Annotated in this window: 17 protein-coding genes; 6 read left to right on the top strand and 11 right to left on the bottom strand. The window is 32.3% G+C overall.

The window, feature by feature from the left end; translation table 11 throughout:
- Window positions 1-23 precede the first annotated feature (23 nt).
- Complete coding sequence (locus ACR9ES_RS05135) at window positions 24-1376, top strand: UDP-N-acetylmuramate--L-alanine ligase (protein WP_435255339.1); 1353 nt, start codon at window positions 24-26, stop codon at window positions 1374-1376.
- Here the strand turns inward: ACR9ES_RS05135 and ACR9ES_RS05130 are convergent.
- From ACR9ES_RS05130 to trkA, 7 genes are all read right to left on the bottom strand, one after another.
- A complete protein-coding gene (locus tag ACR9ES_RS05130) occupies window positions 1360-2445 on the bottom strand; it encodes a nucleotidyltransferase family protein (RefSeq protein ID WP_435255338.1) in 1086 nt (361 codons plus the stop codon). The genes ACR9ES_RS05135 and ACR9ES_RS05130 overlap by 17 nt on opposite strands.
- Window positions 2435-3544: a hypothetical protein gene (locus ACR9ES_RS05125; RefSeq protein WP_435255337.1), complete on the bottom strand. Its 1110-nt coding sequence runs from the start codon at window positions 3542-3544 to the stop codon at window positions 2435-2437. The genes ACR9ES_RS05130 and ACR9ES_RS05125 overlap by 11 nt, the downstream gene beginning before the upstream one ends.
- Before the next feature lie 63 nt (window positions 3545-3607).
- Entirely contained in the window at window positions 3608-3778 is a 171-nt protein-coding gene (locus ACR9ES_RS05120; RefSeq protein WP_435255336.1) for a hypothetical protein, read from the bottom strand.
- Between the two features lie 13 nt (window positions 3779-3791).
- Window positions 3792-5921, bottom strand: a complete 2130-nt coding sequence (locus ACR9ES_RS05115) for a T9SS type A sorting domain-containing protein (protein WP_435255335.1) — start codon at window positions 5919-5921, stop codon at window positions 3792-3794.
- 40 nt (window positions 5922-5961) lie between these two features.
- A complete protein-coding gene (locus ACR9ES_RS05110; protein ID WP_435255334.1) occupies window positions 5962-6624 on the bottom strand; it encodes a phage tail protein in 663 nt (220 codons plus the stop codon).
- Between the two features lie 105 nt (window positions 6625-6729).
- Window positions 6730-8229, bottom strand: a complete 1500-nt coding sequence (locus tag ACR9ES_RS05105; protein WP_435255333.1) for a TrkH family potassium uptake protein — start codon at window positions 8227-8229, stop codon at window positions 6730-6732.
- A complete protein-coding gene (trkA, locus tag ACR9ES_RS05100; protein ID WP_298997781.1) occupies window positions 8229-9575 on the bottom strand; it encodes a Trk system potassium transporter TrkA in 1347 nt (448 codons plus the stop codon). Before trkA ends, ACR9ES_RS05105 begins: the two co-directional genes overlap by 1 nt.
- Before the next feature lie 94 nt (window positions 9576-9669).
- Between trkA and radC the strand changes: the two genes are divergently transcribed.
- The 4 genes from radC to ACR9ES_RS05080 all read left to right on the top strand — a co-directional run bounded on the left by radC (window position 9670) and on the right by ACR9ES_RS05080 (window position 13336).
- Entirely contained in the window at window positions 9670-10356 is a 687-nt protein-coding gene (gene radC, locus ACR9ES_RS05095) for a RadC family protein (protein ID WP_274635161.1), read from the top strand.
- A gap of 25 nt (window positions 10357-10381) precedes the next feature.
- Entirely contained in the window at window positions 10382-11692 is a 1311-nt protein-coding gene (locus ACR9ES_RS05090) for a DUF7033 domain-containing protein (protein ID WP_435255332.1), read from the top strand.
- Between the two features lie 182 nt (window positions 11693-11874).
- A complete protein-coding gene (locus ACR9ES_RS05085) occupies window positions 11875-12549 on the top strand; it encodes a YjjG family noncanonical pyrimidine nucleotidase (RefSeq protein ID WP_435255331.1) in 675 nt (224 codons plus the stop codon).
- Between the two features lie 40 nt (window positions 12550-12589).
- Window positions 12590-13336: a hypothetical protein gene (locus ACR9ES_RS05080; protein ID WP_435255330.1), complete on the top strand. Its 747-nt coding sequence runs from the start codon at window positions 12590-12592 to the stop codon at window positions 13334-13336.
- Between the two features lie 173 nt (window positions 13337-13509).
- On the opposite strand, the gene ACR9ES_RS05075 is transcribed toward ACR9ES_RS05080, so the two are convergent.
- Window positions 13510-14781 (bottom strand): replication-associated recombination protein A, encoded by a 1272-nt coding sequence (locus ACR9ES_RS05075; protein ID WP_435255329.1) that lies wholly within the window; start codon window positions 14779-14781, stop codon window positions 13510-13512.
- Between the two features lie 76 nt (window positions 14782-14857).
- On the opposite strand from ACR9ES_RS05075, the gene ACR9ES_RS05070 reads away from it, so the two are divergent.
- Complete coding sequence (locus tag ACR9ES_RS05070; RefSeq protein ID WP_125068429.1) at window positions 14858-15571, top strand: rhomboid family intramembrane serine protease; 714 nt, start codon at window positions 14858-14860, stop codon at window positions 15569-15571.
- Window positions 15572-15601: 30 nt separating this feature from the next.
- Here ACR9ES_RS05070 and rlmB read toward each other — a convergent pair whose 3' ends face one another.
- From rlmB to ACR9ES_RS05055, 3 genes are all read right to left on the bottom strand, one after another.
- Entirely contained in the window at window positions 15602-16339 is a 738-nt protein-coding gene (rlmB, locus tag ACR9ES_RS05065; RefSeq protein ID WP_125068427.1) for a 23S rRNA (guanosine(2251)-2'-O)-methyltransferase RlmB, read from the bottom strand.
- Between the two features lie 78 nt (window positions 16340-16417).
- On the bottom strand, window positions 16418-17776 hold the full coding sequence (locus ACR9ES_RS05060; RefSeq protein ID WP_125068425.1) for a RagB/SusD family nutrient uptake outer membrane protein: 1359 nt from the start codon (window positions 17774-17776) through the stop codon (window positions 16418-16420).
- Between the two features lie 11 nt (window positions 17777-17787).
- Window positions 17788-20763, bottom strand: coding sequence for a SusC/RagA family TonB-linked outer membrane protein (locus ACR9ES_RS05055; RefSeq protein ID WP_435255328.1), 2976 nt, complete (start codon window positions 20761-20763; stop codon window positions 17788-17790).
- Window position 20764: the final 1 nt, after the last annotated feature.

Raw genomic sequence — 20764 nt, 5'->3', positions numbered from 1 at the left:
ATACATTACAGATAATTTACTACATGAGAATTCATTTTATAGCCATAGGTGGTAGTGCAATGCATAATTTAGCCATTGCTTTACAACAAAAAGGATACCAAATAACAGGAAGTGATGATACAATTCACGATCCATCAAAAACTCGTTTAGCAAATAAAGGGTTGTTGCCAGAAGAATTTGGTTGGTTTCCAGAAAAAATTACTACCGATTTAGATGCTATAATTTTAGGAATGCATGCAAAAAAAGACAACCCAGAGTTGTTGAAAGCGCAAGAATTAGGAGTGAAGATTTATTCGTATCCAGAGTTTTTATATGAACAATCTAAAGATAAAACTCGTGTAGTTATTGGTGGTTCACATGGAAAAACAACCATAACTTCTATGATTTTACATGTGTTGAATTATCATGAAAGAGAAGTAGATTATATGGTGGGAGCACAATTAGAAGGCTTTGATACGATGGTGCATTTGACAGAGGAAAATGAATTTATTGTGTTAGAAGGAGATGAATATTTGAGTTCGCCGATAGATATGCGTCCGAAGTTTCATTTATACAAACCTAATATTGCGTTGTTAAGTGGAATTGCGTGGGATCATATCAATGTGTTTCCAACATTTGAAAACTATGTAGAACAGTTCAAGATTTTTACTGACTCTTTAACAAATGGAGGAATCATGGTATATAATGAGGAAGATGCCATTTTAAAAGAAGTGGTAGAAAGTTCAACTCATCCGATAAAGAAGTATCCATACGATACTCCCGATTATTTTATTGATAACGGAACTACTTATTTAGAAACGTCTGAGGGAGATTTACCGTTAGAAATTTTTGGAGATCATAATTTACAAAACTTAGCTGGGGCAAAGTGGATTTGTCAACACATGGGAATAGATGAAGATGAGTTTTATGAAGCAATTGCTAGTTTTAAAGGAGCAAGCAAACGTTTAGAAAAGATTGCTGAAAATTCTTCTTCAGTAGTGTTTAAAGATTTTGCACATTCACCATCTAAAGTAGCAGCAACTACAGCTGCGGTTAAGAATCAATATTCAAATAGAACTTTGTTAGCATGTTTAGAATTACATACTTATTCGAGCTTAAATGCTGAGTTTTTGTCAGAATACAAAGGCGCTTTAGATAAAGCTGATAAGGCAGTAGTTTTTTATTCTCCCCACGCAGTAAAAATTAAACAGCTAGAAGAAGTTTCAACAGCACAAATTGCCAATGCTTTTGAGCGAGATGATCTGATTATCTATACGAATCCGCAAGAGTTTAAAGAGTTTTTATTCAGTCAAAACCTGGAGAATACTGCTTTGTTATTGATGAGCTCTGGTAATTACGGAGGACTCGATTTTGATGAGGTTAAGAGTTTGGTTTAAAACCAAACTTTCTTTTTAGCCAATTAACATCTGTTATTTTAGAGTAAACAAATAAAAAATAAGATTTATTAAATAGGGCTTTGAATAAAATTTGAACTCTAGATAATAATTTTAAGTAGAAGCTTAACATCTTTTTCTTGATTTTGGTATAGCTGTTTGGTGTTAAGCTTTGTAAACAATCTTTAATGTATTGCTGACTTTTGTTGTCTGAAGTGTATTGTAGGTTCTGTGGTTTAGATAAAATAAAACTGTATAAATCTAAACCACCATTTAATTCTTTAGATAGGTTTGTGTCTGTAATTATAGTTTCAGATTTTAGTTTATTTCCTTGAAGGAAAACATCATAAGCACCTCTTAAGTTGATGCTTTTAAGAAAGTAAGCATTATCATTAATCAATTTAGAAAATACAGTTAGTTTGATTTGATTTTCAATTGATAAAAGGGTGATGTTATTAGTTGTAAACAGAGAGTCTTTAACAGTTCTGTAGTTGAAAAATGTAGCTTTTTCTTTTCGTAACATGTTTTTATGAATTTCAATAGCTCCAATTTTTTCAGGATGTGTAATTCTAGGTATATGCCTGTGATCATCAAAAAGCTCAGAAACTTTGTCAGTATAGCCATATTTTTTTAGGATATTAAGAGTAGTTTCAATATGGTTTTTATCAACTAAAAAATCAATATCGCCTACCATTCTTTCAGCGGTATCTTCATAAAGCCCTTCTAATAAATTACTCGTTCCTTTTAAAAAAATGGGATTGATATTGTTTGATAGTAAAAGTTCATTAATTTCCTTAGCTTCTTTTATAATTTGCTGATTTCGCTCCCTGTTTAAATCAGTAATATGTTTCATATATTCGACTAAATCAGTAGGTAAGTAGTGTAAAAAATCAGCTCGTTTTAAATTGCAATATAATGCTGGGAAAACATAGTGGGTTGTACTTACTTTAACTACAGCGTTCCAGTCAACCAAATCCGATTTAATTTTTTCTTCAACTAAATCCCTATTCGTTTTTTCGTAAGTAATAGTTAGACACTTACCAATAAATAATAAAGCCTCTTTATAAGTCATCAGCAAATATTTTTTTAACAGTTGAAATCATTTTTTCATTATCCGAATAAGTTAGCTGATAACATGGTAACTTTTCAAACCAATCTAAAAAAAGTTTAGCATTTTCAGGGAGGGGAGATAACCACGAATCAGGTACTAATTGTTCAAAAGCTGTAATGTTTGAAATTTTATTAATGATTAAATCACTATTTTTTTGATACTTGATAAAGACCAAGGCTTTACAAGGAAGTTTTAAAGAGTAATTTTTGTTGTTGGTAGGTAAGTACCGAACAATTTTATTAAGTTTTTTAAAATGATATTCAGCAGATGTTTTCAATTCTGGATAAATTGGAAGTAATGTCTCCAAACTATTTTTTTTTATTGAGATAGCAGCAGGAAAACTGTGTGCCAATAAAGATGTGTCAATAGGAACAAAATCATCCGCTAAACAATTGAAACCATTAGCTTGTAATAATGCTAAAGAGGTACTTTTTCCATTGCCAGAATCTCCTAAAAACAGAATAGTATTATTGTTATCGCTAACTGCAGATGCGTGAAAAGTACCTATCCATTCATCTTCATTTCTTTGATATATTTTCTGTACTAACTCCATTGAAAATTTTCCTTGAAAAAAATGTACTTCATTCAAGTTCCAAGTACCGATGTGCAAACCATCTATAGAAAAAGAAATAGCATTATAATCACTAAAAACTTCAAAAAGATAATCGATACCATTCGTTTTTTCAGTTTCTAAGTGAGCAAATTTTGGATGCACTAAAGAGGTTTCTATATCAGAAGCAAATTTTACTTGAAAATAGAATCCGTTTATTTTATAATATTTTATTGAATGAAATACCTGTGGTTTCTGTACTAAAAGAGTTTGATTATTTCCAGGTGTTTTTTTTGAAGTGTTAAGTAGCACTTCAATATCCTGAACTAAACTAAAGGCTTCTTTGTTAGGAATATTAACTTGTTTAGTTATTTTAGAAACAATTTCTTCTTTGTTAATTTTTTTGTTTAAAAGAGAAAGGGTTTCAGCAACTAAAGGAGCTACAACAAGATATTCATTGTTGTCTTGAAACCAAATAATCTGTTTGTTTTCGAGATTTTTTGTGGTCATATATTCATGAAAATATTAAAAACCTCGAGAACTTCTGGAGGTTTTTTTAATTCTTTTTGAATCTTAAAAGTCATCTCCTGGGTTTTCAGGGCTTGACGCCTGAGCTTTTTGCGGATTTAAAATCATATAGGTTCCTAAAGCCGTTAAAGCAGTATATTTACTGTAGGTTCCTATCTTCTTTAAAGCTTCTTTTCTAGTTATTTCTTTATTGTTATGTTTAGTTTGTTTTTTCATAATTCTTAATTTTTTAGTCTAAAATAATTTTAGCATTCGTTTTTATAGAATCTGAAACTAACTCAACAAGGTAAACACCTGAAGCTAGTTTTGGTGTTGAAATTTCAGTATAACCATTGGAGTTAAAAGTGGTATTAAAAACTTGTTTACCTGATAAAGAGAACATTTTTAAAGTAGCTTTTTGATTTTGAAGCCCTTTAACAATAATGACTTGACTGTTTTTAGCTTTAAATAATTCTATACCTTTTGTTTCATTAGGTAGGTTTAAATTTAAGTTTTTAGCACTTGTGTGTAGGTAGAACTGTCCTGTACTATTAGAATTTTTACTAAGCGTAGTAGTATAGTTCTTTTCAGATAAATTAATGAAAGTGTTATTGTTTTTATCTTCTAAATATACTTTAAGGTTATCTGGTAAGTTTTCAAAATTCACAGAAAAAGTTATTTCTTCACCAGCATTAGCTCTTAAACCAATGGGAATAATCATCTTTTCATAATCATTATTGGGTAATGTTTGAATAGCTAATTGTTTTCCTTGATTATTGGTGAGTAGCTCAGTAAATACAGCTAAGCCAGAAGTATCTTCTCCAAACATTTTCGAGTCATAACTTCTATCATATCCAGTAGTTTTTCCAGAAACATAAAAAACTTGTGTAGATCTCTTGATTTCGTTATTGTTAACAGATAACTCAATTGAAGGAATAGGTTCCTGTTTCATGAATGTATCTGAATTTTGATGACTTTGGTTTGAAAAAGCAAAGATAACATTGTTGCTTGCCGCGGCTTCTACAAAGAATGCTTGCCCTGGAGCAATTTCAATTGGGTTAACTGCATTTCGGGTAGTGTATTGCGTACCATTCCATAACCAAATGGTCTCACTAGTAAGTATAGATGAGTTTGAAGCTGTAAAGCTAGCAGAGTTAATATAGGCTGTATATGGATTTCCTACAAGATTGTAATTAGTTCTACTACCTGTAGAAATAGCTTTAGCAATATTAGAAGTATTAGCTGTTCCACTGATTGAAACCTCTCCAGGAGTAGCTAATTTAATAGAGAGACCTGTTCCATTAGTTATTGTTCCAGTATTACCACTTTGCACATATAACCACGCTGATCCAGTAATATTGCTATAAGGAGCTAACCCTAAATTGCCACCATTACCAGAAGCTAATGTATGGTTTGCAATAATATCCTCTATAGTTTCACCAGCAACAGGAGGTGATACCAAGTACCATAATGTAGTTGGTAAACTTCTTTTATAAGTTACAGTACCAGTAACAGTACTTTGTGGTATAAAAGAAGCTCCACTATTAATTGTTAATGAATTAAAGGTTAACGCTGACGAGGCAGTTGGATAGTTCTCTAACCCAGAAGGAATAGTTATATCTGCATTGTTAGGAGGAACAACATTGTAATCCCAGTTTGAAGCTGTATTCCAATCGTTATTAGTTGCGCCAGTCCAAATAGGTGTAACTTTAAAAGCTGTATTATCAAGTGGAAGAAGATTTTCGCCATTATCGATGTCAATTAACCAATTAGTAATATTGGCTATTTCAGTAAGATAGGCACTATAAGCACCTAAACCTGTTCTTGGCCCAATGTATTTACCCCCGTCGGGATTTCCTGTCTCAAAGAGGTTAATAAAAGTACTTCCTTCAGTTAAGCCACTACCAGTTAAATCACCGTAGTTACCCGCTTCATTTTGAATACCTGCTAAAAATATAGTTGGTGCTTCAACAGTACCTAAATAAGCAAATAAAGCATCACCACTAGCAGCTAAATTTAAAGTGCCTCCAGCACCTGCTGATGATAAGGATCCTATAGAAGAACCAAATCCAGGGTTTATAGAGCTGTCAGTATCTGTAAATGTAACTACAGTTCCAGCTGAAATTACTGCCCCACCGGTATTCCATTCCAAGTTTCCTTCATTAAAATCAACAAATCCACCAGCTCCATTTAATTCATCATCAGAAAAGAATATTGTGGTTTTAGCAGGAATGTCATTTAAAACAACAATAGCAAAATCATCATCTCCATCCGTATTAAATGCAATAAAAGCGATATCTCCTGTATTTTGTGCTAAAGACTGTAGTGTACAAAATATAGATAACATGACCGTAAGTAACAAATTGTAATAATGTTTCATAGTAATTAAGGTTAGTTTGTCGTATTTTATGATTATCTGATTAACCTCTTGAAGGATAAATCCCTTGTATACAAATCATGTATCTTACTGTAGTGTATGGTTGTCTGTTGTCAAATGATTGATTTCCTCCTTGATTTTCAACGGTTACAGTTCCTTCAACAGTTAGAGAAGTAGAGAAAGGTCTTAAGGTGCCATTTGGTGCTTCAGTAGAGTACATTTTAGTTTCGTCTCCTTGAAAATTACCGATAGCAAAAGAAGAAAGGTTAGATAGTTCACTTTCATTAGCTTCATCAGCATATGTAGGTATTGCTATGTTCGCATTTCCATTTGTTTTTGTGAAAGTAGCAGTATGATTATGAGCAGGCATTTGTGCTATAGATAGAGTTCTGAATTCGGCTCCTCCAATGGAACCTTGCCTGTAGTCTTGTAAACCAGGTCCACGACCAGCACTAATAGCTACTCTTCCTCTTAAATCAGGTAAGGCAAATGTTGTTCTGCCATCTCCTCCATATATGGTTCCTAATAAAGTAAATAAGGCTTGATTTTGTGCTATAGGCATTAATTGACCTTCACAAAATGCCCATCCTCTAGGAGCAAAATTACCAGCAAACATTCTAATTTCTCTCAAAAAAGCTTCTTGAGCTTTACTTTCAGGGATGTTTAATAAGCAAATAAAAAAAAGCAATGCAATTTTTAGTTTCATAACTATAAGAGATTTGGTTAATCAACTAAAAATAATGTTTTTATCTTAACTTTTTGGTTTTTAAGTTGTTATTGGGTGTTTTTCCTGTTGTAAAAGGTGGTTTAACTAATTCTTCCTCCAGAAAAATGGAGTTAATAAAATTAACACAGTAAATAGCTCTAGACGTCCAATCAGCATTAAGAAAGAACAGAACCATTTTGCTCCCATAGATAGGTGGTTAAAATTATCTACTGGACTAACACTCCCTATAGCAGGTCCGATATTTCCTAAAGAGGAAGCACAAGCACCTAAAGCAGATTTTATATCCAATCCTAAAAGAGCTAGAATAACTGTACCAATAATAAATATTAACATGTACAGGATAAAAAATGAAAGTACATTAAATATAATCGTTTGGTTTACTGCTTTACCATCGTAACGTACAGGAATAATAGCATTAGGGTGTAGCGATTTTTTGAACTCTAAAAAGCTGTTTTTCAGCATGATAATATGTCGAACAATTTTTACCCCTCCAGAGGTAGATCCTGCTGAACCTCCTAAGAAAAATAGAGAGAAAAATATAGCAGTAACAAAAAAGCTCCACATAGTAAAATCGGCAGTAACAAAACCAGTGGTGGTTACTACTGAAATTACAGAGAATAACGAGTGGCGAATAGCACTTTCTACTTCACCCCATACTTTTGGGTGCGCTATGGTTGTTTGTAAATTCGGGTCTTGAAAAAAGATAATCATAAGTGCTACGATAGCCGAAATACCTATAATTCCGAAGAAATAGTATTTAAACTCTTCGCTTTGTATAACTTTTCTAACTTTTCCTTTTAATGCAAAATAGGTAAGTACAAAGTTGGTACCTGCTATAAACATAAAAAAGATGATGATATATTGAATTAGAGGAGTGTCATTCCAATGGGCAACACTTGCATTTTTGGTTGAAAATCCACCGGTGCTTACCGTAGCCATTGCATGGTTTATGGCATCAAACCAAGTCATACCCGCTACTTTTAATAATAAGAATTCAACAGCGGTTAATAAAACGTAGATTAACCATAAACGTTTAGCTGTATCGGTAATTCTTGGGTGTAGTTTATCTGCTGAAGGTCCAGGAGCTTCTGCCATAAAAAGCTGCATACCACCAATACCTAATAAAGGTAAAATAGCAATGGTAAGAACAATGATTCCCATACCCCCAATCCAATGCGTAGCACTTCGCCAAAATAAAATTCCTTTTGGCATTGATTCAATATCTGTTAAAATAGAAGAACCTGTTGTTGAGTATCCTGAGATGGTTTCAAAAAAAGCATTGGTAACACTTGGAATACTTCCCGTAAGTAAGTAAGGTAGCATTCCTGTAAAAGATAATGTTAGCCATCCAAGGGTTACAATAAGGTATCCTTCTTTTTTATAAATATTATTGTTGTCTGGTTTGTTAAAAAAATAGAGTAATGTACCAAGAGTAATTGTAATGATTCCTGCATTTAAGATTCCTAGTTTAGCAGCTTCATTATAATAAACACTTACAGGAACTGTTAACCACATAAACAATCCGTTTAAAATGGCTGTAACTCCTAAAAAACGATAAACTAATTTTAGATTAAGATTTCCCATTAGTTAAATAAATCTTCTACAATTGTTATTGCTTCAGGTAAACAAAAAACAATGGCTCTATCTTCGCTTTGTAATTGAAAATCTCCGAAAGACATTAAAGGTTCACCGTTTCTAATTACACCTCCTATGATAGCTTCTCTAGGAAAACGCAATTCTCGAATTACTTTTTTAGTGACCTTTGCATTCGGTTTTACTTCAAATTCAAAAACTTCAGCATCTACATTATGTAAGTTGGCTAAGGCAACAATTTCTCCTTTTCGAATATGACGGAAAATATTACTAGCTGCAATTAGTTTTTTATTGATTAAAGTGTCAATTCCTATGGTTTGAGAAATGTTTATGTAGTCCATGTTCTCAACCAAGGCAACCGTTTTTTTAACTCCTTTAGATTTTGCTACAAGGCAAGACATAATATTTGTTTCAGAATCACCAGTTACAGCTACAAAGGCATCCATTTCTCTAATGTTTTCTTCTTCTAACAACTCTAAATCTCTACCATCTCCATAAATAACTAGTGTGTTTCGAAGATCTTCGGCTAATTGTAAAGCTTTGTCTTTGTCTTTTTCAATAAGTTTCACCTTAAAGTTGTCTTTACAAAGCTTTCTAGCTGTTTTTCGTCCAACTCGACTTCCTCCTAAAATCATTACGTTGGTAATGTCAATATGATTTTTACCAATAATAGGGTAAAGTTGATCAATACTGTGTTTAGGAACAGAAAAATAAACCTGATCGTTTATTTTATATTCGGTATCTCCTCTTGGAATAATTGTTTGCGATGTTCCTTCACGCTTTATAGCTATGGTAATAAAATCTACCATATTGTACCTATCCTTTATTTCCTCAACGGTTAAGTCTAAAATAGGTGATTTATACCCAAGGGTGGTTCCCATAATATTGAAAACACCATTTTCAAAAGCAACGGTATCGTTAAAGGAAGACTGATGTAAAAGCGATTTAATTTCTTCTGCAGCTAATTCTTCAGGAGAAATCATAAAATCTACACCGTAATCTTTAAAATTAATACAAGGATTATCTAAAAATTCAGGGTTACTAATTCTAGCAATGGTTTTTTTTACTCCTAATGCTTTTCCTATTACTGAAATTGTGAAATTTGTATTAGGACTCTCAGTAACTGCCAATAAAAGGTCAGCCGAACTAATACCTATTTCTTTTAGTAGTTTAATCGAGGTAGCATCACCTTTTTTTGTAATCACATCTAAGTGATTGTTTAGGTATTCTAACTTTTCACCGTCAAAATCTATTACATAGGTGTCTTGCGCTTCGTAAGAAAGGAGTTTAGCCAAATGAAAACCGACGTCTCCAGCCCCGGCTATTATAATCTTCATAGTAAAATTTAAAAAAAGACTGACTGCAAAGATACTGTGCTTCTTTTGTTTGTGCAAAAAATGTTATATTTATAAATCTACCAAGAAAAAAAGGATGAAAAAGATTTCAATTAAATCATGGGCATTAGACGATAGACCAAGAGAAAAGCTATTGTTAAAAGGGAAAGTAGCTTTGTCGGATGCAGAGTTAATAGCTATTTTAATAGGTTCGGGCAATAGAGAAGAGAGTGCTGTAGGTTTGGCTAAGAGAATTTTATTGTCAGTAAACAATGATTTAAGTTCGCTAGCAAAGCTATCTGTAGAAGAATTAATGAAGTTTAAAGGAATAGGGGAGGCAAAAGCAATATCAATAGTTACAGCTTTAGAGTTTGGAAAAAGAAGACAGTTTGAAGAAAAAGTAGTAACTCCCAAAATAAGTAGTTCTAAAGATGTGGCTAAAATTATGCAACCACTCATTGGAGATTTACAACATGAAGAGTTTTGGGTGTTGTATTTAAATAATTCAAATAAAGTTTTAGCAAAACACCAGTTAAGTAAAGGCGGATTTACCGCTACTTTGGTTGATGTACGTTTGTTATACAAAAGAGGACTTGAATTATCATCTGTCGGAATTATAGTATGCCACAACCATCCTTCGGGAAAGTTAGAGCCTAGTAGAAGCGATATAGAGTTAACTCAGAAGATAAAGAAAGCAGGAGAGACTTTAGATATAAAACTGTTAGATCATCTAATTATTACTGAAAAAGCGTATTTTAGCTTTGCTGATGAAAGCATCTTATAGTTGTAGGTTTTACAACTAATATTTAATGAGTATGATACTGATTTACACCCATAAAGTTACTCCTCGAGTTCGTTATATTTTCAAACAAATTTTTACACGTATTTTACAGGTTGAAATAGATTTTACAGGTAAAATTGAAGAGTTTGTAGCTTTTAACGGGCCAAAATTTTCATATACCAACGTACCTTTAGGGAAAGAATTTTTTATTCAGAGTAATGAGTTGTTGTTTCAACAAGGTATAAAAGATGTTGAAATCAACATACAAGAATGGGAAGGAGTACCTTGTTTTTTTTCTACAATTGAAGCTTCAGAAATCCCGTTTGATATTTTTGCTGCTAGTTTTTATTTAATTTCTAGGTACGAAGAATATTTACCGCATATTAAAGACAAACACGGGCGTTTTTCGGCAACTCAAAGCGTAGCTTATGAAAATGGATTTTTAGAAAAACCTTTGGTTGATATTTGGGCATACAAGTTTTTAGAGGTGTTAAAACATAAGTTTCCCGATTTTGAAAATGAAGAAAGAAGCTATCAATATATTTCAACAATAGATATTGATAATGCGTATGCCTACAAACACAAGAGTTTTATAAGAACTATAGGAGGTTTCTTAAAAGATGCATCACAGTTTAAAATTTTTACAATTTGGGATAGGTTCGCAGTGCTTTTCAATCTAAAAAAAGACCCGTTTGATACTTTTGAAAAGATTATAGAATTAAAGAAAACGTATAATGTAAGAACCATTTTTTTCTTTTTAATAGGAGATTACACAACATTTGATACAAATGTTTCTACTTCAAAAAGAAAATTCAAGTTGTTGATAAAAGATATGGTAGATTATGCTCGAGTAGGGTTGCATCCGTCATATTACACCATGAACGATGTTTCTTTGTTAAAGAAAGAAAAAGAGCGTTTAGAGGCTATTACAAATATTCCTATTAAACGATCAAAACAACATTATTTACGAGTTTCGTTGCCAGAAACGTATCAGCAATTAATCGATTTAGAAATAGAAGAAGATTACTCAATGGGCTATGCAAGTCATGTAGGTTTTAGAGCAAGTACATGCACTCCTTTTTATTTTTACGATTTAGATTTTGAAATTCAAACACCGTTAAAAATCTTTCCATTTGCACTTATGGATGCAACGCTTAATGATTATATGAAGTTTACACCAAAGCAGTCGTTAGGAAAAATTAGAGATTTAAAAAATGAAGTAAAAGCAGTTAATGGTACTTTTATTACTGTGTTTCATAACGAAAGTTTAAGTAACTATTTGAGATGGAGAGGTTGGGGTAGATTGTATAATTCAATGCTTAAAATTGTAAAAACTTAGATAATTAGATGGTTAGACTTTTAGATTTACGGATGTTCTGAAGTTTATAAAGTGAAAAGCGAAAAGTGTAAAATTAAAAGTGAAAAGTAAAAAGTTTTTTCTTTCGATAGTGTGAGTAAAAAACTAGTTTACCTAAACCCTAAACCCTAAACCCTAAACCTATTCAATTCAATAAAAGAGATATGGAAATAAAGCATTTATTTTTTGATCTAGACCACACACTTTGGGATTTTGATAGAAATTCAAAACTGACTTTTCAGAAAATTTTCGAAGAGCAAAACATTACAATTCCTATTGATGATTTTTTAGAAGTGTACATGCCGATAAACTTAAAATATTGGCGATTGTATAGAGAAGATAAAGTTGAAAAATCAGATTTAAGATATCATAGATTAAAAGAAACTTTTGATGCTTTAAACTATAAGGTTTCTGATGATATGATTGATGTGATTTCTGAAGATTATATTCGTTACCTACCTAGTTATAATTATCTTTTTTCGGATGCTGTTGAAGTTTTAGAATATTTAGAAAATAAATACCATTTGCATATTATAACCAATGGTTTTGAAGAAGTACAGAACTTAAAACTTCAAAAATCAGGGATTGATAAATACTTTAAGCAAGTAATTACTTCGGAATGTGTTGGAGTTAAAAAACCGAATCCTAAAGTTTTTGAATTTGCTTTAAGCAAGGCGGAAGCAGCAGCTCACGAATCGATTATGATAGGGGATAGCTACGAAGCAGATGTTATGGGAGCGTTAAACTCAGGGATGATGGCAATCCATTTTTCCGAAGAAACTAAAAATAATGGAGTACAACGCGTAGCTTCATTAATAGAATTAAAAAATTATTTATAAGTTTATCAAGATTAGAGATATTATACCTAAAAGACATAAAATGAAAAGAATACTTTTAATAGCATTGTTTATATCAACAGCAAGTTTTGCACAAAAATCTATCAATAATTATAAATACATAATCGTACCAAGCAAGTTTGATTTTGTAAAGGAGAAAGATAAATACCAAACAAGTTCACTAACTAAGTTTTTATTCAATAAGTACGGATTTACTGCTTTTTTAGATGATGAAAATTTACCTGATGAAATAGCTAATAACAGATGTTTAGCTTTAACAGGAACTGTAAAAGATGAATCAGGTATGTTTACTACCAAAAGTGTTATTGAACTAACTGATTGTTACAACAAAGTCGTGTTTACATCAAAAGAAGGAAGAAGTAAAGAGAAAGAATACAAAAAGGCATATCAAGAAGCAATCCGTGATGCTTTTAAATCGATTGAAGCTTTAAAGTATAAATACATTCCGTTACAAGAAGATGTTGTAACTAAAACTAAAGAAGTGCCAGCTGTAGCTGTTGTACCAACGGTAGTAGAAAGTAAAGTAGCGGAGGTTGTTGAAAAACCAGCCAATGCTAAAGAACAATTATTTGCACAACCAATACCTAACGGTTTTCAATTAGTTAATATGAAACCTGAGGTTGTTTTTCAAGTATTAAAAACCAATGTAAAAGATGTTTTTGTGATAAAAGATAAAAACGGAATCTTATACAAAAATGGAAATTCTTGGTTTGCTGAATACTATACAAATGATGGTAAAGTAATTGAAGAATACCAAGTGAAGTTTTAATTATTTTTCTCTTAGGTATTTAATTATGGCTAAGAGAAAAAGGCTAAAACCAATAACTAAACAAGTATAATATACATAGCTCCTTTCTTCTTTAAAGACTATAGAAGAAGGGAGTATTATTCCAGATAATAAATACAGGTAAACAGGTTTAATCTTTGTAAAATTCATATTTTTTAATAGTTGTATTTATCCTTCCAACGTTGTTTTAACAATTCTCTAAATTGATTTTCACGAGCATTATTTCCTGGTTCGTATAGTTTAGTGTTTTTAATCTCATCAGGTAAAAACTCTTGATTTACAAAATTACCTGCGTAATTGTGCGAGTATTGATAGTCTTTTCCGTAGTCTAAATCCTTCATTAATTTAGTAGGAGCATTTCGTAAATGCAACGGAACAGACAAATCGCCAGTTGTTCTAACCAAATTTTGAGCTTCACCAATCGCCATATACGATGCGTTACTTTTTGCAGAGTTTGCTAAATATACTGCACATTGACTCAGTATAATTCTCGATTCTGGATAGCCAATAACTGAGACAGCCTGAAAAGTATTGTTCGCTAAAATCAACGCTGTTGGATTTGCATTACCAATATCTTCCGAAGCAGCAATAAGCATTCTTCGTGCAATAAATTTTACATCCTCTCCACCTTCAATCATTCGAGCTAACCAATAAACAGCGGCATTAGGATCGCTTCCTCTAATCGATTTGATAAAAGCAGAAATGATATCGTAATGTTGCTCACCTGTTTTATCATAGCGAACTGTGTTTTTTTGAATCTTTTCTAAGACTAACTTATTAGTGATGTCAATTTCATCCTCCGCAGCAACCAATAACTCAAAAATATTTAAGAGTTTTCGAGCATCTCCACCCGAAACTTGTAGCAAAGCATCCGTTTCTTTTAAATTGATTTTTTTCTGAGAAATGATTTCGTCTTTTTCCATCGCTCTGTGCAAAAGTGCAATCAAATCCTCTTTATCAAAAGAATTCAAGATATACACTTGGCAACGAGAGAGTAGGGCAGGAATCACTTCAAAGCTTGGGTTTTCTGTAGTAGCACCTACCAATGTTACCCATCCTTTTTCAACAGCGCCTAATAAAGAATCTTGTTGCGATTTGCTAAAACGATGAATCTCATCAATAAATAAAATCGGATTTTTCTGAGTGAACAATCCGCCACTTTTCTTTGCTTTTTCAATTACCTCACGAACATCTTTTACACCAGAACTTATGGCGCTTAAAGTATAAAAAGGACGTTCAGATTCATTTGCAATAATATTTGCTAGAGTAGTTTTACCAATCCCTGGAGGTCCCCATAAAATTAACGAAGGAATGATTCCCTGCTTAATATGATTAGTTAAAATACCATTTTCACCCACCAAATGTTGTTGACTAATATAGTCACCCAAATTCTGTGGACGTATTCTTTCTGCCAAAGGTTGATTCATAATGTAAAAATAGCAAAGATTTATGACAGAACTTCAGAAATAGTACTTTGGATTTATTTTTGTTATTTTCATCACTATGAATACTGATGAGCAACTAAAATTTTCTAGAACTGTTTTTACCATTCCTCTCCTTTTTGTTTTTACAATATGGTTTGTTTATTGGTTGGAAATTAAATTTGGATGGAATTTTAATAAATTTGGAGTATTCCCGAGAAGTTTTAGTGGTTTAAAAGGGGTTTTGTGCTCTCCTTTTATTCATAGCGATACAAATCACCTTTTTAATAATTCGGTTCCTTTATTCGTGCTTTCTGCATGTCTTTTTTACTTTTATAAAGAAGTAGCTGTTAAAGTTTTGATATATGGAGGTATTGTAACTGGGTTGTTAACTTGGATAATTGCTCGTGAATCTTATCATATTGGAGCGAGTGGAGTAGTATATTTACTTTTTAGCTTTGTGCTTTTTAGCGGAATAATTAAGAAGAACTATCGGTTAGTAGCAGTTTCTTTTATTACTATTTTTTTATATGGAAGTATGGTCTGGTATGTGTTGCCAATAAAAGAAGGAATGTCTTGGGAAGGACATTTATCTGGATTGGTAACTGGGTTTGTTCTTTCTCTACTGTATAGAAAAAGAGGAATAGTAAAAGAAAAGTTTGAGTTTTCTAAAACGGAATTTGATGATATGTTTGATGAAGATGGAAATTATGCTCCGCCTGTTTTTGAAGAAGAAATGGAGTTAGAGGAGTTAGAAGAGATAAAATACCGATATATTTATAAAGAAGAAGAATAAAAAATCCTGCATTATGCAGGATTTTAAATTTTATAAACGTTGTCTTACAGCTTCGTATAAAAATGCACCACAAGCAACTGAAACATTTAAAGATTCAATTTCTCCTAGAAGTGGCAACTTAGCCTTGTAGTCTACCATCTTTAAGACTGAGTTACTTACTCCTTTGTGCTCAGAACCCATTATGATAGCTATTGGCTGATTAAAATCAACATCATAAACCGAATCTTCTGTTTTTTCAGTTGCAGCAGTTAATTTAATGTCAGCAGCTTTTAGTTGAAAAATAGCGTCTTTAATATGATCTACTTTACAAATAGGTACTTTAAAAGCAGCACCCGCAGAAGTTTTGATAGTCTCAGCATTAACAGGTGCACTACCACTTTTCTGAATGATAATTCCGTTTACACCAGTACACTCAGCAGTTCTAATGATAGCTCCAAAATTTCTTACGTCTGATACTTGGTCAAGTAATAGAAATAAAGGAATATTGTTTGATTCTAATGTTTCTTCAATTAAGCTTTCTAAATCATGAAAATCAATAGGAGAAATTTTAGCAACAGCACCTTGATGGTTGTTGTGTTTTGATAAGCGGTCTAGCTTCTCAGTAGGAACTACACTGGTTGAAATTTTATTTTTTTTCAAGAGCTTATCTAATTGAAAAAATAGCTCTCCTCGTAAACCTTTTTGAAGATATACTTTGTTAATTGAAGCACCACTTTCTATAGCTTCAATAATGGCTCTAATACCAAAAATGTTTGTGTTTTGTTCCATGCAGCAAATGTAGTTGATTTTATGGTATAAAAAAACCACCTCGAAAAAGAGGTGGCTTTAGTTTTATTCAAAAGCTAATTATTGATTAGGGTTAGGTTGCATATTCGGGTTCGCATCTAACTCAACCTGTGGTATAGGTAAAACAAATGAATCTTTATTAGATGAATAAGGTAAAGAACATTGAACAGAACAATCAGTAGTTCTATTTATATCTTTTCCGTTTCTAATTAAATCAAATAACCTATGCCCTTCAAAAGCTAGTTCCTTTTGACGCTCTAATAAAATATTATCTAAGTTAATAGCTCCATAAGTGTTAGCATTTCTAGCATTAGCTACAGCATTTAAATCTATTAAAGCTTGAGCAGGATTAGTAGTCATTGTAGCTTCAGCTCTGATTAAATACATTTCAGGTAATCTAATAATAGGATAGTTATCATCATTAGGAGAAGTTGCACCTCCTAAGGTAAATTTTGTAATGATTTGTGTATCTATTTCACCACCAGTACGATCACCTTTTAAGTACCAATCACTTTTCCTAGTATCATTATCGTCATATAAATTAAATAATGACTCTCTAGCTAAACCATCACCATAACCTCTCTGGTCGATAAAGTATGCGAAAGAGTTAACTCCTTCATTATCAATATCAGTGTTTCTGATTTCTAAAAGAATATCATTCTTCCAGTTTGAAGATAGACTTCCCTTGGTAGAAATAACTTTAGAAGCATAATCGGCTGCATTTACCTTATCCCCAGAGTATAAGTAAACTTTAGCTAATAAAGCTTGAACAGCAGTTTTAGTAAATCTACCACTATTATTACTGTCATCTAAGATGCTTTCAGCTTCAATTAAGTCATTTATAACTTGTTGATAAACTTGCTCTACAGAACTTCTTGATGGTAACTCCGTAGGGTCTGTATTAGTCTTAAGTGCTATACCTAAATCACTAGATTCAGGATATTGCAAAGCGAAGAAATTAACTAAGTTAAAATGTGATAAAGCTCTAACAGCATAAGCTTCACCCTTTGCATTACGACCAGCTGTTGTTAAATCAGTGATGTTAGCAGCGATAATTTCATTAGCAGCATTGATTGACTCATAAGCTTCCTTCCATAATTCTCTTCCCCACTGAGTTCTTGAATTGAAAGTGTAATTTTGCATTTCTGAATATCGACCTGCATTATTAGAACTGATAAACATTTCATCTGACATAACTGCAGGTAAAACAAACATACTTCTACCGTAATAATCTTCATCTTGCATCAGATCATACATACCTCTAGCAGCTGTAACTAAATCAGATGAGCTTGAAAGAGCAACATTATTAGATAAGTTTTGTTGAGGTTCAATATCTAAAATATCCGAACATGATGGCATTAGAGTAATAGCTCCTAATGATAATGCCATTATGATTTTATATGATTTTATTTTCTTCATAATTAAATAGATTAAAAAGTTAAATTAACTCCTAAAGAATAGGTCTTTAAATTAGCTTGTCTTAAGTCTGACTGACCCGTAATACCAACTTCTGGGTCAAAGTTTAACTTGTCATCAAAAGTATAAGTTAGTAAGTTTGTTCCTGTTAAGTATAACCTCAATCCAGAAATACCAGCTTTACTTAAATATTCTTCAGGTACTGAATAACCAAATTGAATATTTCTTAACCTAATGTGGTCTCCGTCATATAAGAATCTCGTAGAACTACTTGTTGCATCTCTACCATTACCCCAAACAGGTTTTGGAGTGTCTGTTATATCTCCTGGTTGTTGCCAATAATCTAAAACGTTTGAGTTTTTATTAAAAGATAAAAATTCACCAGCATTATAAGTATAAAAAGCCCACCCGTCATATACTTGGTAGTTACCAGAATAATTCAACTGGAATGATAAATCAAAATTATTATATTTAAAAGTATTAGTCATAGATGCAATTATTTCAGGAACAGATTGGCCTTGAATAGCTCTTTCAGCTTCATTATAATCAGAAGTAACAGCTCCATCTTTACCATTTATATACCATTGTGGTTCACCATTATCAGGATTAACACCAGCCCATTTTCTGATATACCATGATCTTGCGTGTTCACCAACCCTTCTTATTTGTGTTCCATTTAAAATATCTTTACCTTCATCTAACTTAGTGATCTCGTTTTTGTTAGTACTGAAGTTAAAGTTAGTATCCCAAGAAAAATTGTCAGTTTGAATATTACTAGTGTTAAGGTTTACTTCAATACCACTATTTTCCATTTCTCCTATATTTTCAGTAATGACTGTAAAACCAGAAGTTGTAGATAAAGGTTTGTCTAATAATAAATCAGAAGTTGTTCTTTTGTAGTATTCAAGAGTACCTGTTATTCTACTGTTGAACATTCCGAAGTCTAAACCAACATTGAAAGGTTTGTTTAACTCCCATCTTAAGTCTGGATTAGCAACTTGGTTAGGGAAACTTGTTCCTTGACCATTGTAGTCTCCAAAACCATATAAGCCTAGACCATCAAAGTTACCAATACCTGCAGAATTACCATTAACACCATAACTTGTTCTAAGTTTCAATGAGTTTATGAAGTTATCTCCAAAAAATGCCTCATCAGAAATAGACCAAGCGAAACCAGCTGCCCAAAAATTACCATATCTGTTATTAGAACCAAACTTTGAAGAACCATCTCTTCTAAAACTAAAATCAAAGAAATATTTATTTTTAAAATTATAATCAATTCTAGAAAACACAGAAAGGAAAGAGTTTCTTGTACCAAAAGAACTTGCCTCAGTTGGTTTAGATGTCAATTGTAAGTTCGTTAGCTTATCAGTAGCATAGTTTTCACCTGATGCGTTAATTTGATACCTGTCATCTTGCTGAATTTCATAACCCAACTTAAGTTTAAAGTTATTATCATCATTTATATCAAATGAGTAATTTAATTGGTTAATCCAGTTGTAATTATATCTTCTAGTGTAATAGGCACTAGCTGAACCGTTTACGTTTCTACCTGCCCCAAAATCAGGATTATAGTACTGTTCTTCTTCAAGAGCTATATATTCAGCTCCAAAAGATGAATTAAACTCTAAATTATCTATAATTTCATATGTAATATCTGTCTTTCCAAATACTTTAGTAGTTTTTAAAGTAGTAAAATTTCTTTCAAATAAAGCTACAGGGTTATATGTTGAAAAAAACGATAAATTATATGTGCCATCTTCATTATAAACAGGATAGTTAGGAAGTAAAAAATATGAAGCTAACTCAGGGTTCGCAAAAGATCCTCCATCGTCTGGACCATTTAACTTAGAATGTGAAGCATTAATATTAAATCTGATGCTTAGTTTATCAGTAGCCTTATGTTTTAGGTTTAAAGCAGTTGAAACTCTAGTCAAATCAGAAGTCTTTATTAGACCTTCTTGTTCAAAGTAGCCTAAAGAACTATAAAAAGTTGTTTTTTCATTACCTCCATTAGCAGAAAAATTAATTTTTTGACTAGTGGTTTTGTCTCTATGAGTTTCCTTATACCAGTTGGTGTCAGTCACTCCGTCCCATGCCCATGGTAAACCAGTGTTATATATTCCTTCACCAGATCCAGCTCCAAAAGCATTGTCTAATGCAGCAATAGTATATTGTTTTAATTGAGCAGAAGTCATTGCATTATCATCATACAATGTTTCATCTCCAATTCCATATTCTGAACTAACAGTAAATTTTGTTTTTCCTGCCTTTCCAGCTTTTGTCGTTATAAGTATAACACCATTAGCAGCTCTTGATCCATATAAAGAAGCAGAAGAGGCGTCTTTCAATACACTAATAGATTCGATATCGTTAGTGTTAATACTAGAAAGGATGTTAGATGTAGTTTGTAATCTAGACAAATCACCAGTTAAAATTGGAACACCGTCAACTACATATAAAGGAGCTGAACTAGCATTAATAGATCCAATACCTCTAATACGTACGTTTGTAGCTGCACCTGGTTGACCACTTGTAGCTGAAACTTGAATACCAGGAGCAGATCCTTGTAAAGCTTGATCTAAAGAGGCAACATTTGTTTTTTCTAGAACTTCAGACTTTACTGTAGTAACAGAACCCGTGATAGATTTTTTGCTCTGGGTACCATAAGCTACAACAACAACTTCATCTAATACATTATCCCCTTCTAAAACAACCGAAATTTGATTAGAAGTTCCAATAGTTCTCTCAGCAGATTTCATACCAACAAAACTAAAAACCAATACATCTCCAGTTTTTGCTTTGATAGTAAAGTTACCATCAAAATCAGTTTCAGTACCCTGAGTAGTACCTTTTTTTAAGATTGTAACCCCAGGTAGTGGACCTGTTTCATCAGAAACAGTACCTGAAATTATTCTGTCTTGTGCAAAGGATATTTGCACAATCAACGCTAGGAATAGCGTTAAAATTCCATTAAACTTTGTTCTCATT

Source organism: Tenacibaculum sp. A30, from assembly GCF_051200845.1.
Taxonomy (GTDB): domain Bacteria; phylum Bacteroidota; class Bacteroidia; order Flavobacteriales; family Flavobacteriaceae; genus Polaribacter.
The sequence above is the reverse complement of the archived record's forward strand: the minus strand, read 5'-3'. Positions and strand labels throughout refer to the sequence as shown.

Excerpts from the sequence above, each read along its gene's own strand:
- ACR9ES_RS05075 (WP_435255329.1), bottom strand. The coding sequence starts at position 14,781 with ATGAATCAACCTTTGGCAGAAAGAATACGTCCACAGAATTTGGGTGAC.
- ACR9ES_RS05120 (WP_435255336.1), bottom strand. The coding sequence starts at position 3,778 with ATGAAAAAACAAACTAAACATAACAATAAAGAAATAACTAGAAAAGAA.
- ACR9ES_RS05070 (WP_125068429.1), top strand. The coding sequence starts at position 14,858 with ATGAATACTGATGAGCAACTAAAATTTTCTAGAACTGTTTTTACCATT.
- ACR9ES_RS05090 (WP_435255332.1), top strand. The coding sequence starts at position 10,382 with ATGAGTATGATACTGATTTACACCCATAAAGTTACTCCTCGAGTTCGT.
- ACR9ES_RS05080 (WP_435255330.1), top strand. The coding sequence starts at position 12,590 with ATGAAAAGAATACTTTTAATAGCATTGTTTATATCAACAGCAAGTTTT.
- ACR9ES_RS05085 (WP_435255331.1), top strand. The coding sequence starts at position 11,875 with ATGGAAATAAAGCATTTATTTTTTGATCTAGACCACACACTTTGGGAT.
- ACR9ES_RS05110 (WP_435255334.1), bottom strand. The coding sequence starts at position 6,624 with ATGAAACTAAAAATTGCATTGCTTTTTTTTATTTGCTTATTAAACATC.
- ACR9ES_RS05115 (WP_435255335.1), bottom strand. The coding sequence starts at position 5,921 with ATGAAACATTATTACAATTTGTTACTTACGGTCATGTTATCTATATTT.
- ACR9ES_RS05135 (WP_435255339.1), top strand. The coding sequence starts at position 24 with ATGAGAATTCATTTTATAGCCATAGGTGGTAGTGCAATGCATAATTTA.
- ACR9ES_RS05105 (WP_435255333.1), bottom strand. The coding sequence starts at position 8,229 with ATGGGAAATCTTAATCTAAAATTAGTTTATCGTTTTTTAGGAGTTACA.
- ACR9ES_RS05130 (WP_435255338.1), bottom strand. The coding sequence starts at position 2,445 with ATGACTTATAAAGAGGCTTTATTATTTATTGGTAAGTGTCTAACTATT.
- trkA (WP_298997781.1), bottom strand. The coding sequence starts at position 9,575 with ATGAAGATTATAATAGCCGGGGCTGGAGACGTCGGTTTTCATTTGGCT.
- ACR9ES_RS05125 (WP_435255337.1), bottom strand. The coding sequence starts at position 3,544 with ATGACCACAAAAAATCTCGAAAACAAACAGATTATTTGGTTTCAAGAC.
- ACR9ES_RS05060 (WP_125068425.1), bottom strand. The coding sequence starts at position 17,776 with ATGAAGAAAATAAAATCATATAAAATCATAATGGCATTATCATTAGGA.
- ACR9ES_RS05055 (WP_435255328.1), bottom strand. The coding sequence starts at position 20,763 with ATGAGAACAAAGTTTAATGGAATTTTAACGCTATTCCTAGCGTTGATT.
- radC (WP_274635161.1), top strand. The coding sequence starts at position 9,670 with ATGAAAAAGATTTCAATTAAATCATGGGCATTAGACGATAGACCAAGA.
- rlmB (WP_125068427.1), bottom strand. The coding sequence starts at position 16,339 with ATGGAACAAAACACAAACATTTTTGGTATTAGAGCCATTATTGAAGCT.